The sequence below is a fragment of the Myxococcales bacterium genome (assembly GCA_016712525.1).
In the GTDB taxonomy this organism is placed as follows: Bacteria; Myxococcota_A; Polyangia; order Polyangiales; family Polyangiaceae; genus JAAFHV01.
Map to the genome: position 1 here is coordinate 1,662,663 of JADJQX010000001.1, position 14,637 is coordinate 1,677,299.

Annotated in this window: 12 protein-coding genes; 2 read left to right on the forward strand and 10 right to left on the reverse strand. The window is 67.9% G+C overall.

Annotation, left to right across the window (positions count from 1 at the left end; genetic code table 11):
• Positions 1–3: 3 nt before the first annotated feature.
• Positions 4–1,260, reverse strand: a complete 1,257-nt coding sequence (locus IPK71_07100; protein MBK8213508.1) for a threonine/serine exporter family protein — start codon at positions 1,258–1,260, stop codon at positions 4–6.
• A gap of 7 nt (positions 1,261–1,267) precedes the next feature.
• Complete coding sequence (locus IPK71_07105; GenBank protein ID MBK8213509.1) at positions 1,268–1,891, reverse strand: glutathione S-transferase family protein; 624 nt, start codon at positions 1,889–1,891, stop codon at positions 1,268–1,270.
• Between the two features lie 145 nt (positions 1,892–2,036).
• Here IPK71_07105 and msrA point away from each other — a divergent pair, with 145 nt between their 5' ends.
• Positions 2,037–2,723, forward strand: a complete 687-nt coding sequence (gene msrA, locus IPK71_07110) for a peptide-methionine (S)-S-oxide reductase MsrA (protein ID MBK8213510.1) — start codon at positions 2,037–2,039, stop codon at positions 2,721–2,723.
• Positions 2,724–3,824: 1,101 nt separating this feature from the next.
• Here the strand turns inward: msrA and IPK71_07115 are convergent.
• From IPK71_07115 to IPK71_07150, 8 genes are all read right to left on the reverse strand, one after another.
• On the reverse strand, positions 3,825–4,742 hold the full coding sequence (locus tag IPK71_07115; protein ID MBK8213511.1) for a transposase: 918 nt from the start codon (positions 4,740–4,742) through the stop codon (positions 3,825–3,827).
• A gap of 983 nt (positions 4,743–5,725) precedes the next feature.
• Positions 5,726–6,445 carry a glycosyltransferase family 2 protein gene (locus tag IPK71_07120; protein MBK8213512.1) on the reverse strand — a complete coding sequence of 240 codons (720 nt, stop codon included), beginning with the start codon at positions 6,443–6,445 and terminating at the stop codon, positions 5,726–5,728.
• Positions 6,442–6,882, reverse strand: a complete 441-nt coding sequence (locus IPK71_07125) for a GtrA family protein (protein MBK8213513.1) — start codon at positions 6,880–6,882, stop codon at positions 6,442–6,444. Before IPK71_07125 ends, IPK71_07120 begins: the two co-directional genes overlap by 4 nt.
• Positions 6,879–8,447, reverse strand: coding sequence for an NTP transferase domain-containing protein (locus IPK71_07130; protein MBK8213514.1), 1,569 nt, complete (start codon positions 8,445–8,447; stop codon positions 6,879–6,881). Before IPK71_07130 ends, IPK71_07125 begins: the two co-directional genes overlap by 4 nt.
• A complete protein-coding gene (locus tag IPK71_07135; protein ID MBK8213515.1) occupies positions 8,441–9,409 on the reverse strand; it encodes a class II aldolase/adducin family protein in 969 nt (322 codons plus the stop codon). Before IPK71_07135 ends, IPK71_07130 begins: the two co-directional genes overlap by 7 nt.
• Positions 9,397–10,098, reverse strand: coding sequence for an HAD-IA family hydrolase (locus IPK71_07140; GenBank protein ID MBK8213516.1), 702 nt, complete (start codon positions 10,096–10,098; stop codon positions 9,397–9,399). The genes IPK71_07135 and IPK71_07140 overlap by 13 nt, the downstream gene beginning before the upstream one ends.
• Complete coding sequence (locus IPK71_07145) at positions 10,095–12,266, reverse strand: hypothetical protein (protein MBK8213517.1); 2,172 nt, start codon at positions 12,264–12,266, stop codon at positions 10,095–10,097. Before IPK71_07145 ends, IPK71_07140 begins: the two co-directional genes overlap by 4 nt.
• On the reverse strand, positions 12,263–12,847 hold the full coding sequence (locus IPK71_07150; GenBank protein ID MBK8213518.1) for a hypothetical protein: 585 nt from the start codon (positions 12,845–12,847) through the stop codon (positions 12,263–12,265). Before IPK71_07150 ends, IPK71_07145 begins: the two co-directional genes overlap by 4 nt.
• Before the next feature lie 98 nt (positions 12,848–12,945).
• On the opposite strand from IPK71_07150, the gene IPK71_07155 reads away from it, so the two are divergent.
• A complete protein-coding gene (locus IPK71_07155) occupies positions 12,946–14,580 on the forward strand; it encodes a glycosyltransferase family 39 protein (protein ID MBK8213519.1) in 1,635 nt (544 codons plus the stop codon).
• The last annotated feature ends 57 nt before the right edge of the window (positions 14,581–14,637 follow it).

A 14,637-nucleotide genomic window follows, 5' to 3' on the forward strand; every position in this document is an offset into this window, starting at 1 on the left:
CGCTCACAGGATCTTGCGCGGCGGCACCACGGCGTTCGCGCCGATGACCCCGATGACGAGCCCACCCGCGACGAGCAGCACCTCGACCGCGCGGGCCGCTCCTTCGATCTCGCCGCGCGCGAGGGCGCTCACCGCGAGGAACCCGAACGTGCCGGGGACGAGCAGCATCATTCCTGGAATCTGGAAGAGTTGCGCGGGTTTGTCCGTGAGCTTGGCCATTCCGTTGGCGAACGCGCACACCCCGAACGACGCGAGGAACGCCGCCGCGTGCACGGGCACGGCCCGCAACGCCGTGGCCGACACCCCGTACCCCACCGCGCCGGACACGAACGCCGTCCAGAGCCACGCGCGCGGCACCGAGAAGAGCACGCCGAAGCCGAACGACGCCACGAGCAGCGCCGCGAGCTGGTACCCGATGCCGAGGCCCGCGTGCGCTTGCACCTCGAACGTGACCGCGAACGCTCCGCGCCCGAGCGCCACGGCGAAGGCCACCCCGAGCACGAGGGACAAGAGCGTCACGAGCGCCTCCATGAGCCGCGCGCCGCCCGACACGAGGTTCTTCTGCGCGAGCTCGGCGAGGCCCGTGGTGAGCGTCATTCCGGGCACACGCGACACGATCGTCGCGAGCACGATGGCGTCGCGCGAGGCCCCCGACACCAGCCGCGAGGCGCCGTAGGCCAGCACCGCGGCCAAGAACGCGTGCACGAAGTCTTGGAGGAAGCGCGCCGCGGGGTTCTTTTTGACGGCGAAAATCGCGCCGTGGAGCGCGAGCGCGAGCACCGCCGAGACGCCCGCGTCGACGAGCGAGCCCCGGAAGAAAACGGCCGCCGCGCCCCCCACGGCCCCGATCGCGAGCCATCGGAGCGCGCGTGGCCACGGCCGAGGGCTCGCGCGGTGGGCCTCGAGGTCGTCTTCGGCGGCGGCGAGATCACGCTCCCCGCGGGCGACGGCGTTGAACACGTCGTCGACGCGCACCAGGCGATCGAGGTCGAGGCCCCACTCGGTGATGCGCGCCATGCGGTGCACGGGCGTCGCGCTCGGGCCCTCGCCGCGCACGTTCACGAAGAGCCCCGTGGGGAGCGCGAAGGCCTCGGCGCGGTAGCCCTCGAGCGCCGCGATCGTGCGCACGGCGCTCTCGACCCGGTAGGCCGGGCACCCGCACTCGAGCAGCGAGGTGCCGACGGCTACGAGGTACTCGGCCACCTCCTCGGCGCTCCGCTTGCGATCGCCCCGCCGCTCGATGACCTTCGGGCGATCCATGACGACCTCAGCCGCCGAGGCCGCGCTCGGCGATGATGGCCGCGTTCCTCGCGTCGGCGCGGGTGAGGGCCTCGCGCTTCTCGAGGCGCTTGGCGTAGGCCGTGAAGGCCTCGCGCGGCTCGATCATCTTGAAGCGGAGCATGTACCGGAGGGTCGCCCCGAAGATGACGTCCGCCATGGTGAAATCCGGTCCGAGCAGGTATTCGCCCTGCGACACCGCGTGCTCCATCGTGGCGAGCATGCTCGCGTAGTCGCCGAAGCCGGCCTGGCCGGGCTTGAACTCCCACTTGGCGGCATGGGCCATCGACCCGGGCTCGATCACGGACGGCGCGAAGAGCGCCCAGCGGTAGTACGTGCCGCGGCGCGGATCGTCGAGCGCGGGCGCGAGCTTTCCCTGGCCGTAGCGATCGGCGAGGTAGAGCCCGATGGCCGCGACCTCGGTCACGACGGTGTCGCCGTCGACGAGCGTGGGGAGCTTGCCCATGGGGTTCTTCGCGACGAAGTCCGGGTGCTTCTGCTCGCCCTTCATGAGGTCGACGTAGCCGAGCTCGTACGGCACCTCGAGCTCCTCGAGCATCCAGATGACGGTGGCCGCGCGCGAGAACGGGTGATGGTAGAGGACGATGGACATGGGCGCTCCTTTCGGGAGCCCCGTCGTACCGCGAGAGGCGTGGCGGTGTCGAAACATGTCGTCCTTACGCGGCCGTAGGGCCATGATCGTCTCGCCCGCGAGGCTCTCGCGAAACCAGCCTCCCCTCGCGTGCGTAAGGTCCTTCATGAAGCACCCGTCCTTCACCGCCGCCGTCGCCGCCTCGGTCGTGTCCGCCCTGCTCGTCGTCGCGTGCAAAGGCTCCCAGGCCTCGCCCGATCGCGCCGAGAGCCCCCACGTCTCTCCCTCTGCCGGTCAGATCGCGCCGACGGGTGTGGGCACGAACCCGGGCAACGCAGGGAAGGGGACGCCCCTCGCGGCGGCGCCCGGGCACGAGCTCGCGGCGTTCGCGATGGGGTGCTTCTGGGGCTCGGAGAACACGTTCCGCCACGTGCGCGGCGTGACGGCGACGGCCGTGGGCTACGCGGGCGGGCACACCGAGGCACCGACGTACGAGGACGTGTGCGGGCACGGCACGGGCCACGCCGAGGTGGTGCTCGTGGAGTTCGACCCGAAGGTCGTGAGCTACGACAAGCTGCTCGAGACGTTCTGGAAGAACCACGATCCGACGACGAAGAACCGGCAAGGCCCCGACGTGGGCGACCAGTACCGGAGCGGCGTCTTCACGTTCTCGCCCGCGCAAGAGGCGGCCTACCGGGCCTCGATGGAGGCCGAGCAGAAGCGCCGCCCCAAGGCCATTACGACGATCGTCACGCCGATGAAGGTCTTCTGGAAGGCCGAGGAGTACCACCAGCAATACGACGAGAAGACCGGCCACGAGTCGTGCCCGCTCCCCGGCGTTCGCGGGACGTGAAGTGCGAAAACAGAAGATCCGACCGACGTTGGCGCTAAGTGGTTGAAATTACATTGACGCCCAGCTCGGCGGCGGGCGAAGCAGAAGATCCGACCGACGTTGGCGCTAAGTGGTTGAAATTACATTGACGCCCAGCTCGGAGCGGCGGGCAGATCGCGGGCACGGGCAGATCCGACCGACGTTGGCGCTAAGTGGTTGAAATTCCATTGACGCCCAGCTCGGAGTGGCTGGAGCGGAAGATCCGACCGAGAGCGGAAGATCCGACCGACGTTGGCGCTAAGTGCCTGAAATTCCATTGACGCCCAGCTCGCGAAAGTGGCGCCACTTCCCCTCGGGAAAGAACCCATCCCGCACTGCGCTCCTCATCTTCGCAAACGCCTCACGGTACGCCCCCAAGAACGCGGCCCGCTCCTTCATGGCCCGCACCGCCATCTCCACGTTCCCACCCGCCGCAAAGCTCGGATTCCGTGCCCCCTCCTTCTCGAACGACGGGCAACGGGCAGATCCGACCGACGTTGGCGCTAAGTGGTTGAAATTCCATTGACGCCCAGCTCGGGAAAATCACATAGCGGCCGGCAACGGCCAGCTCGCGCGGGCAGATCCGACCGCTAAGTGGCACCAGCAGATCCGACCGGCGTTGGCGCTAAGTGCTTGGGAGGGCAGGGGAGGGCAGATCCGACCGACGTGGGCAACATGGGCATGGGCAGATCCGACCGACGTTGGCGCTACGACCGAGGAAGATCCGACCGACGTTGGCGCTAAGTTGTTGAAATTGCATTGACGCCCAGCTCGCGAAAGTCACATAGAAGGAAGATCCGACCGACGCTGGCGCATTGACGCCCAGCTCGGGAAAGTCACATAGCGGCCGGCAACGGCCAGCTCGCGCGGGCAGATCCGACCGACGTTGGCGCTAACTTAAGTGTTGGGAAGACCCGACCGACGTTGGCGCTAAGTGGTTGAAACTACGTTAACGCCGAGCTCGCGGAAGCGGTAGCATCCGACCGACGTTGGCGCGAAGTGGCACCAGCACCAGCAGATCCGACCGACGTTGGCGCGAAGTGCTTGGGGCAGCAGGGGCGGAAGATCCGACCGACGTTGGCGCTAAGTGCCTGAAATTACATTGACGCCCAGCTCGCGAAAGAGGCGCCACGTCCCCTCAGGAAAGAACACATCCCGCACTGCGCTCCTCATCTTCGCAAACGCCTCACGGTACGCCCCCAAGAACGCGGCCCGCTCCTTCATGGCCCGCACCGCCATCTCCACGTTCCCACCCGCCGCAAAGCTCGGATTCCGTGCCCCCTCCTTCTCGAACGACGACGCGCGAGTCGTATGTGGCACAGCGAAAATCCACTCGAGCGAGCGCACGAACTTCCCTGCCTTGCGGGCCACGATGCGCGCCTTCTCTACCGCAGCGTTGACCGCGGACACGATGCGCTCCCGCGCCCCCTCGTGCCCCGAGCTCGCCTCGAGCGCGCGCGGCACCGTGATCGAAATCTCGGCCGCCGCCGGCCAGCGCGTGTTTTCCGCGTCGAAGTACATCTCGGGACGCGCGACACGAATCGTACGCGTGCCAATGTCCGTCGCCGCGAGCGTGACACCGGGCCAATCCTCGGGGCTCGCCACGAGCCCCGCCTCGACCGCATTCGCGAGCGTGTACCCGATCTTCTGTAGCACGGCGTCCTCACCATAGAGCGCAACGACGCTCGCGCCCTCACGCGAGAAGACCTCTTCGGGCCACCCGCGAAGCACCTTGATGGCGTTCGCGAGCAGGCGATTTCGCTGCGACAGAAAGTCGGGGAGCCTTCCTCGCGTGTCCGTGAGCACCTCGTGGAGGTGGTTCGAGAGCATCTGCACCGCGTGAATCTCTATGCCAAATTCCGCCGCGAGCACGGCCGTGGTGTACCAATAGAACGCAAGCAGGATCCGCCGCTTGTCCGGGTTCAGGAGGAAGTAACGGCGCGTGGTCCTGCGCGTGATGAGGTAGGTGGTGCCCGGAACGATGCGACGAGGGTTGGACATGCCCTGGCTTAATTCACGATCTGGGCCAACACGAAGTAGCTGAATTTACAGGGGATCGTGTGCGGCCACAGTGGCCCGGCCAGGTCCAAGGGGTGGCCCGGCCAGGCCCGCGAGAGCTTCGCGGACTCGGGCCATCGTTGGTCGGTCTTGCGTCGGTCGCGACCTGCTCGGCCGGACCAAGCCGGCCCGGCTCGTCCGCCACGTGCCTTCGTGGACTTGGCGCCAGCGTCGGTCGGGTCTGCTCGCCACGTCGCCAGTGCTTTCGCGGACTTGGCGCCAACGTCGGTCGGATCTGCTTCCCCGCTGCTTGCGTCGGTCGGATCTGCTTCTCCGCTGCTTGCGTCGGTCGGACCAGCTGGCCGGCTTGGCCACCACGTGGTTTCGCGGACTTGGCGCGAACGTCGGTCGGATTTGCTCCGGTCGGATTTGCTTCCTTCTGCCTCGCCACGTGGTTTTCGCGGACTTGGCGCGAACGTCGGTCGGATCTGCTTTGGTTTCGCGGACTTGGCGCGAACGTCGGTCGGATCTGCTCCGGCGCGGACTTGGCGCGAACGTCGGTCGGATCTGCTTTGGTTTCGCGGACTTGGCGCGAACGTCGGTCGGATCTGCTCCGGCGACCGTTGTTGTGGCGCGAACGTCGGTCGGATCTGCTCCTGCTGGACCTGCTCCTCCGCCACGTCGGTCGGATCTGCTCCTCCGCGACGTACTTTCGCGGACTTGGCGCCAACGTCGGTCGGATCTGCTGTCGCCGGCTCGCCACGTGGTTTCGCGGACTTGGCGCGAACGTCGGTCGGATCTGCTCCGGGATCTGCTCCGTCACGTCGGTCGGATCTCCCGCCTCCGCGACGTACTTTCGCGGACATGGCGCGAACGTCGGTCGGATCTGCTGCGCCGTGCGCATGGTCATCGACGCCAAGGGAACGTACCCCGGTCGCGACCTCCTCTTGTTCAGGGTCACTGTCGGCGGTTCGTGAGGGTGAACGTCACCCCCGCAGCTTCGCCATGTAGGTGACACTGCGCGCGATGTTCCGAGCCTTCGACTTGTAGTTGAATGCCCACTTCGACTCACCGTGCTCGCGGTCGCCGAAGTGCACGTCGAACGTGCGAACCATGAAGCCGTTCTTCTTCGCCACGTAGAAGAAGTAGAGGTCGAGCGAGAGGTCCGTAGGCGGGTTCTCGCAGAGCTCGAAGAGGCGCCGGTGGAAGCACTTGGGCTGGCCGTTGATGTCTTCCAGGCTCTCGTGGAGCAGCGCGAACGCGACGACCTGCATGCCCATCGTGAAGAGCGTGTCGCGGAGCGGGCGCGCGCGTCGGCGGCCCTTCACGAGCGTGCGCTCGGGGCTCGCTGCGGCCTCGAGCATGTCGAACGCGCGGAAGACGTCCTTCGGTGGCGTCTGGCCGTCGGCGTGGGTCCACGCGAGCAGCTCTCCGCGCGCGGCCCTGAGACCGGTGACGATGCCGTGCCCATAGCCCACGTTCGGCGAGGGCACCGTGACGACCTTCACGAAGTCTCGCCCCGGTTTCGCGAGCTCGGCCTCGAAGACCTGGGCGCTCTCGTCGGTGCTGCCGTTGTTCACGAGCAGAAGCTCCCAATCGAGCTTCGTGCGATCGTCGGGGACGAGCGCCTCGAAGCGCGCGATGAGGTTCGGGAGGTTCTTCGCCTCGTTGTAACAGGGGACGACGATCGACTTTCGCAGGCTCATACCGAGGGCTCCTCCGCCGCCGAGGTCTTCTTCTTGGCCTCGGCGAACACGATGAACTTCATACCCAAAAAGTTCGACACGGTGGACGCTCCCGTCGCGAAGAGCCACGCCACGGGCTTCGGCAAGCCTATCCAGAGGCCGGCCGCGTTCACGGCCATGTTGAGGAGCAGCGTCGTCAGGTAAAGCGCGACGAACGCGCCCGCCTGATGCGTGACCTTGCCCTTCTCTTTGGCGCGGAACACGAATACCCGATTCAGCACGAACGAAAGCACCGCGCCCGCCGCGAACGAGATGCCCTTGGCCACCGAAGGCGGCAAGAACCGCACGAGCACCATGTACGTGAGAAAGTCCGTGCCGACGGCCGAGAGGCCCACGACGAGGAACCTCCCGAGCTCCGCCGTCTGGGCCTTCGCGCGATCGGGCCGAGCCTCGGTCACAGGGGCGCTCCGCCGCGGTGGACGTCGTTCCAATAGTGGAACGTGTCGAGCTCCTCGGGGGTGCCCCAGGGGATGTACTTGTCGACCGTGAGGGCGCGCACCTTCGCGCCGCGCTCGACCATCCGGCGCGCGATGGTGTCGATGTAGTACTCGTTCTTCACGGTGTCGCCCGCGGCCACCATGGCCTCGTACTCGCGCACGAAGAGGGCCTTCGAGGCGAACCAGAAGGTGCCGAGCACGACCTCTTGCTCACGCGGGTCGAGCCCCTCGATCTGCTTCTTCACGGCCACGCCCGTGGCTCGACCGCCCTCGACGCGCACCCAGCCGTACATCTGCGGGCGCCAGAGCGCGGGCAAGTGGCCTTTGGCCGTGAACACCACGAGGTCGGCGTCCTTGTCGCGCTCGGCGGCGAGCAGCGCGTCCACGTCGAACACCGAGCCCGTGTCGCACGGCGCGAAGAGGATGGGCGCGTCGTCCGGAATCCCTTCGAGGCCGCGTAGGGCCGTCGTGGCCTGTCCGTTCGTCAACGAGGGAATGGCAAGTACGCGCGCCGACCGCGCCTCGGCGATGGCCCGGAGGCGCGGATCGTTCGCGTGCTCCTCGAGGGCCACGAGCGTCGTCGTGGGGGACCGGGGCAGCATGCGGAGCACCTCGTCCACCATGGGGCGCCCCGCGACGGGCACGAACGGCTTCGGCTCGGTGTACCCGCGGTCGCGGAAGCGCTGGCCGAGGCCCGCCATCGGCACCACCGTGTGCGCCGCGATCGTGGTCTCGGCGACGCGCGCGAGGAAAACAGGCATCCCACGGAGCGCGCGGCTCCAGCCCTCCCAGTCGCGCAGATCGTCGGGTGTGCCCCACTGGTAAAAGTGCTTGAGCGGGAAAACGCCGACCTTGAGCCCCCGCGCCACCACGCGCTGGATCGCCATCGACACGTAATACTCGCCCTGCACACGCTCTCCCGAGGCGAGCATCTCCTTGGCGATGTCGAGCAGCATGTCGCCGCGGCGGAAGTAGTAGAGCCCCGACGAGGCATACTCCGAGAATTTGTCGGGCGTGAAGTGGTGCTTCTCGCGGATCTCGAGCACCGTCTCTTGGTCGTCGGCGACGCGCATGTACGCGTAGAGCGTCGGCCCGAGCGAGTGCGGGTGAAAGCCACGGTAGGCCGACATCGCGCCGTCCCAGGCGTGTTTGGCGAGCCACGCGCGGAACTTGGGATACGACCAGTCGACGCCGAAATCGCAGTAGTTGAGGAGCACGTCCTCGTCGGGTCGAATGTGGTCTTTGGCGGCGAGCAGGGTCTGCATCGGCCCGTCTTTGTGGGGCTCGCAGACGACGATCTCCGCGTCGGGCACGAGCCGCTTCGTCACGGCGACGAGGTCGGTCTCTTCGGCGTGCGTGCGGTTCACCACGAAGACGTACCTGTCCCCGGGCTGCCGCGGCTGGAACGCCTCGAGCACACGCTCGATCATGGGCACTCCATCGACGGGGATGAGGGGCTTCGGCTCTGTGTAACCTGCACGCTTGTAGCGGTCGCCGAAGCCGGCCATCGGGACGAGGATCAACATGGGGAGTCACTCCGGGTGAGCGAGAGTCGGTATTGCTCGGAAGGCATGCCCACGATCTTCGCGGGCTCGTCGTCGGGGAGGTAGCGCCCGTCGCCGCGGGCGAGGAGCGCGTCCTCCACGTAGTCGTGGGCGAGGAGCACCTCTCGGGCCTGCGCGAGCTCGTCCTCGTTCCGCGCGACGTGCATGCGCGCGCCGTCGTCCGCGACGAGCACCACGGGGCGCCCGAAGGCCGTGAGGGCCGCGCGGGCGTGCGAGAGGCGCGCCTCGGCGGTCTCGAGGCTCGGCACGCGGGAGACGCTCGCGAACACCGCCGCGTCGGGGAAGAGGAAACGACCGATATGCCCTTTGCGGGCGGGCAGTGTCGTGAGCACGAGGCCGTCGCCGCGGAGGACCTCGTACGGCGCCGAGACGCGCGGCGCGAAGGCCTCGAGGCCGGAAAACTCGGCGCGGAAGGCCGCGTCGATCTCCCGCGTCCGCGCGATGGCGCCCTCGGTCGTCTCTCCGTAGACGACGAGCCCATGCGAAGCGAGCAACACGGTGCCCTCGCGCGCGCCCCCGAGCGCCTGCGCGACGCGCACCCCGAGGCCGCGGCCCGGCCGCTCGTACGGCACTTCGACCACGCCCGCGGGTCTCTTCGCGCCCGAGCACGCGACCAGCATCGCGCCCACGGTGTGCGTGTGAATGACCACCTTCGCGCCGATGGCGTGGAAGTACGTCTCGAGTGAAGGGCGCGGCGTCCGGGCGAAGGTGCGGGCCTCGGCCTCCTTGTCGCCTTCGAGGGCGGCGCGCGCGTCGGCGAGGGGCACGGTGGCGATCGACCCTGGTTTGCCCATGTCGCGGAGGCGCTTGCCGCTCGCCTTCACGTGGAGCACGTCTCCCTCTTTGACCGAGACGTTTCCACCCGGCCCCTGCACCCACTCGGGACCTCCGAGCTCTTGGCCGATGCGTGTCAGCGCGTCCATGCGTTCCTCCTCACGATCTCGTCGAAGATCTCCTCGAGCGTCAGGCCTTCGCCGACGGCGAGCGTCCGCGCGCGAAAATAGGGAATCCCGAGCGCCTCGGCGCCCGCGCCGTCTTTCTCGACGTTGTCCCCGACGACGGCGCACGCCTCGAGCGGCACCCCGAGGCGCGCCGCCCCGAGCGCGAACGCGGCCCTCGCGGGTTTGTCGGCGCCGACCTCTTCGCTCGCGACGAGCGCGTCGATGCGGCAAAAGAGATCGAGCCGCGTGAGCTTCTGGAGCTGGATGTCGAGCGTGAGGTCGGTCACGATCGCGACCTTCACGCCGAGCGCGCGGACCTCGTCGAGCAGGGCGTGGGCGAAGGGCCGAAGCTCCATCGTGGCGAGGTAGGCGGACCAATAGGCCTCTTCGAGCTCCCGCGCGTGCGCGAGGGGCGAGGCATCGCGGGCGCCCGTGGCCTCGAAGAGCCCGTGGAGGAGCTCGGTCACGTAGAGGAGGCGCCCGTGACCGCTCGGTGTATCGCAGCGATCTTTCACCGATTTTCGCGCCGCGGAGAAGCGGGCCTCGAAGGTCTCCCGAGGTGTGCCGAAGAGCGCGTGGGTGCGCGCAAAGAGGGCCTCGCGGGCCGCGCGTTCGCACGGGGCGTACTCGTAGAGGGTGTCGTCGAGGTCGAGGAGGAGCCCGCGGATCACGACGGCATGACCCCTTGGCGGAGGCGCACGCTGATGGCATGCAGCATGACGAGCTGGGTCATTCCGCGGCTCCCGGGGAGGAATCCCACGAGCCTGTCGTCGACGATGTCGTCGAGGTTCGGAATGGCCACTTGGGCGACGACGCGGAGCTCTTCGGAGTCGAGCTTTCCGGAGACGAAGAGGGTGTCGCGCTCGAGGGTCTCGTCGGGCCGCCACTCGACGGTGAGCCCCTCGACTTGGCAGAGCATCTCGAAGAGAGAGAGGGTGTCGAGCGCGCTCGCGAGCTCGTACTCGACGGCGAAATCGTGCTCGCCCTCCGGGGTCTCCATGAGGCGCACCACGAGATCGGCGTGGCGCTTCTGCGGCCGGATGTACTTGGCCGAGTCGGCCGCGCGGCGCTCGATCTGCTCGAGCACCTGCTCACGCGTGTACCCGCGCTTCTTCATATCGCGGGAGACCTTCCACTCGAGGCGGATCTCTTCGCGCGGCTCGACGAACACCTTGAGGTGCAAGAGGTGGCGCTGCGACGCGAGGTAGAACGGGTGGAGGCCCACGATGGTGACGAGCTCCTTCGCTTTGAGGAGCATCGCGTCGGTGAATTTGCCCTTGTCGTGGTCGTAGTGGCGCTTACGCACGTCGGTGCCGCGCCGGAGGGAGTCGAGGGCGTCGAGCTGCGCGCGGAGCAGATTCCCGCGGGGGTCGAGGTGGGTGTACTCGCGCCACATGGCGTGGCCGCGCTCCCACCTGTGGTCGTCGTCGCCGTTGATGAGGGTCATCGTGTCGGGGAAGAGCGCGGCGAGATCGCGGCCGATCGTGTGTTTGCCGGCGCCCGAGTCGCCGCCCACGCCCACCATGAAGGTCTGATCGCGGAAGGCGTAGACGCCATTCGAGCGCACGCCCTTCCTGTACATCTCGAAGCCGCACATGGCGGTGGCCGCGAAGAGCCCCGTGAAGGCGATGCTCGCGCCGTGCGGCGAGAACACCGAGGGGAAGTGCACCATGAGGCGCGCGGCCTTGGCGGCGCCGAAGCCTTGGCCCATGAGCGGGTCGAGCGCGTCGAGGAAGGTCGCCGGGTCCGACACGAAGAAGTAGACGAGGTACGTGACGCTGAGGAGCCACAGGGCCACCTTGCCGGTGCGCGACATGCGCGCCCCGAAGAAGGCCACGAACGGCATCGACCACACGAACCAGCCTGGCTGCGGCGGCACGAGCGCCACGAGCGCCACGTAGAGCGCGCCCAAGAACATGAGCAAGAGCTCACGGTTCACCTTGCGGTAGCTCGCGAACCGGAGGAGCGCCACGGCCACCACCCCGGGCGCGGCATAGAGCGAGACGCTCCCGAACGGCACGACCACGGTCCAGAGCTTCTTGGCCTCGGCGCTTCCGAGCACCATGGCGCGGAACGCCGGGTGGGTCATCGGGAGGGCGTAGAGGGCGGCCGCTACGAGCACGGTGATGGCGGCGAACGAGAGCACGCCGCGCCGCTGCCGATGAAGAAATACGGCCACGAACGGCACGGCGATGACGAGGTGCCCCTTCGTGGCGAGCGAGATGCCGAACACCACGGCGGCCGCGACGAGCTTCCGCTTGAATAGCAAATAGAGCGACGCGCAGAGGAGCGCCGTAGGCAGGAGATCGAGCTGCCCGTGCACGTACGTGGCATAGAAGACGATGGGCGACAGCCAATAGGCCACGAGCGCGTCGTGCGCGTGCACGCGGAGCCAGCGCATCAAGAAGAGCAGCACCGCGAGGTCGGCCAGCAAGAGCGGCACGCGCAGGAGGAGGAGCCCGAGGTGCGAGCTCGGGTCGAAGCTCGTGACGAGCGCCGGGAGCCACGACACCGAGAGGAGGCCGAGCATCCCGGGGCCATAGGGGAAGGCGAGCGTCTCGCCGCGCTCGAAGAAGGGAGTCCACGGCTCGGCGAACTTGCCATGCACGAACGCGTAGAGGAACGGCGCGAACCACTTCGTGGCGAAGTGGGACCCGAAGAGCATAGCCGCGAGCACCTTCGCGACGAGCCCGGCCCAAAACAGCTTGGACGAGCGGAGAGCGCGGAGCTCGGTCTTGAGCTCGTCGATGTCGAGCTCGACTTGAGCGCGGGGCCCGTCCATCGCCGGCGGGGCCTCGCTCGAGGGCTTGAGGGGCGAGGGCCGCGCCTTGGCCGTCATGGGGCGGCCCAGAGCTCGGGTTTCTTGGTGCACACGGCGTGGTACGTGCGCCCCTCGAGGCTCGCGCGGAGGGCCTTGGCCTTCGCCTCGTCGTGGCCTTGGAGCTCGGGGCTCACGAGGCAGATCTTGAAGTGTTCCGCGATCTTGGCGAAGTCTTCGGCCGACCCGGGGAAGGCCTGGAAGCAGTCGACCCAGACCCACTCGGCCTTGCCGCGGAAGGCCATCACGGCCTCGATGGGCTCGACCTCGGAGTACCGCACGGCGAACCTGCGCTCGCCGGCCCGCGCGAGCTTCATGGCGGCGGGCACACTGCAATCGAGGAAGAAGTAGTCGCGGATGCCCGAGGCTTCGGCGAGCTCCATGACACGCGCCTCGATGCCCTCGGTCTTCACGTTGAAGATGCACGGCCGCGCGCCGATCGCGGGGAAAAACTCCTCGATCGTGGGGCCCTTCGTGAACGGATCGTGCGTGACGAGCACGTCGTCGCCGCTCGAGCGAAGGTCGAATTCGATGCCCATCGTCGGCGGAACCGCGGAAAGGGCCTCGAGCGTGTTGATGCGGTGCTTGAACAAGCGAAGCATGGGAAGCGCGCGGGGTATACCGTGCGACCGGCCCCCGAGCAACGCGACCTTGGGATCATGCCTGAACGGAAGACCGGGCGTGATTGCCAGGGGCTTTCATGGGTGCTACCGCCGTCGACGTGACGTCCAAGGAAGAGTCCGAACGGCCCGTCAGGATCGCGAAGCCCGAGGCCCCCTCGGGGTGGCGCGCGGCCCTGCCCGACGTGCTCCTCGGCGCTATCGCCGCCGTGGCCACCCTGCCGACGCTCCTGTACCCGTTCGGGCGAGACCAGGGGCTCTACCACTACGTCGCGCGCGAGTGGGTCCTCCGCGGGTCCGTTCCGTACAAAGACGTGCTCGACCACAAGACGCCGGGCATCTACCTGCTCCATGCGCTTTCGGTGCTCCTCTTCGGCGAGACGATGTGGGGCATTCGTGTGCTCGAGGCCCTCGGGGTGCTCGCGTTCGGCTTCGTGGCGGGCGCGCTCGTCGCCCCGCGCGGAGAGGCCCATGCCCCCGGGGCGCGCGGGGCCGGCATGTTGGCCACGGTCGTCTTCTATTTCGGGCACTTCGACTTCTGGAGCACGGCGCAGAGCGAGATCTGGTACGCGGGCTTCGGCATGTGCGCGGTCTTGGCGGCGCGCCGGATCGAGCGCACGGAGCGGGCGGCCGCCCTGGTCGGACTCTTCGCGGGCATCGCCGTCCTCACGAAGCCGCCGAGCGTGTGGTTCGTGCTCGTGGCCGTGGTCGTCCTCGCCCTCAGGCTCCGCGGAGAGGGCAGGCTCACGCCGAAGAAGTGCGCGAGGGAGCTCGGGTGGCTCGTGGGCATGGGCGCGCTCGTGCCGGCCTTGGTGCTCGGGTATTTCGGCGTGAAGGGCGCGCTCCCGGCCATGAAGGACATCGTGGTGGGGGCGAACTCCTACTACGTGAAACATGAAGTCGGGGCGGTGGCCCGGCTCGATCAACACCTCGGGTATATCCTTTGGATCTTCGCTCCGACCTCGTACGTCCTCCTACCGGGCCTCGTCGTTGGGCTCGTCTTCGGAGCTCGTCGCAAGATCGCGCCGATCATCGAGACGTTCGCGCTCGGGCTCGGGCTCGTCCTCGCGGCCACGTTGGCCGTGGCTATGCAGGGCAAGTTCTACCTCCTCCACTGGGGCTGCTTGCCGCTGCCGCTCGCGTACGCCGCCGTGGCCATCGCCGCGTGGGCCCTCACGAAGGCGCGGGTTTGGGTGCTCGCTTCCGTCTTCGTCGTCGTGGTGCTGCTCGGGTATCGGGCGACCGAATACTTCGCGAACGCCTTTCCGGTCCAGCGGGACACTCTCGATGCGGAGATCAAGTACCTCCAGGGCACGTACGATCGCCGCGCGTTTGACGTGAGGTTTCAGTCCGCCGCGATCGGTTTCTTCTTCCACGACAGCCGCGACGTCGGGACGTGGCTCGAGGCTCACACGACACCTGACGAGACCGTCACCGTTCGCGGCTTCCAGCCCGAGATCTACGTGGTCGCGCATAGGCGCCACGCGGGCCGCTTCTTCTGGACGACCTTCCTCACGAACCCCGCGCGGGCCTACCGCCGGGAGGAGTGGCTCGCCGAGGAGCTGCGGGACTTCACCGAACATCCGCCCAAGTACGTCGTCGCGCTCGACTTCATGCACGAAGGGCTCGACTCGGCCGAGTACCACGAGGCCCGTGGGTACACGCGGGTCGCGGCCTTTCCGGGGTACGTGATCCTCGAGCGCGCCGCGAAGTAGTCTGCGGCGCGCGTCGCCGCAAGTCTTGGGTGGAGCCGCCTGAGCGAATGGCGTAAC

Excerpts from the sequence above, each read along its gene's own strand:
- IPK71_07145 (MBK8213517.1), bottom strand. The coding sequence starts at position 12,266 with ATGACGGCCAAGGCGCGGCCCTCGCCCCTCAAGCCCTCGAGCGAGGCC.
- IPK71_07100 (MBK8213508.1), bottom strand. The coding sequence starts at position 1,260 with ATGGATCGCCCGAAGGTCATCGAGCGGCGGGGCGATCGCAAGCGGAGC.
- IPK71_07115 (MBK8213511.1), bottom strand. The coding sequence starts at position 4,742 with ATGTCCAACCCTCGTCGCATCGTTCCGGGCACCACCTACCTCATCACG.
- IPK71_07120 (MBK8213512.1), bottom strand. The coding sequence starts at position 6,445 with ATGAGCCTGCGAAAGTCGATCGTCGTCCCCTGTTACAACGAGGCGAAG.
- IPK71_07155 (MBK8213519.1), top strand. The coding sequence starts at position 12,946 with ATGGGTGCTACCGCCGTCGACGTGACGTCCAAGGAAGAGTCCGAACGG.
- IPK71_07135 (MBK8213515.1), bottom strand. The coding sequence starts at position 9,409 with ATGGACGCGCTGACACGCATCGGCCAAGAGCTCGGAGGTCCCGAGTGG.
- IPK71_07150 (MBK8213518.1), bottom strand. The coding sequence starts at position 12,847 with ATGCTTCGCTTGTTCAAGCACCGCATCAACACGCTCGAGGCCCTTTCC.
- IPK71_07105 (MBK8213509.1), bottom strand. The coding sequence starts at position 1,891 with ATGTCCATCGTCCTCTACCATCACCCGTTCTCGCGCGCGGCCACCGTC.
- IPK71_07130 (MBK8213514.1), bottom strand. The coding sequence starts at position 8,447 with ATGTTGATCCTCGTCCCGATGGCCGGCTTCGGCGACCGCTACAAGCGT.
- msrA (MBK8213510.1), top strand. The coding sequence starts at position 2,037 with ATGAAGCACCCGTCCTTCACCGCCGCCGTCGCCGCCTCGGTCGTGTCC.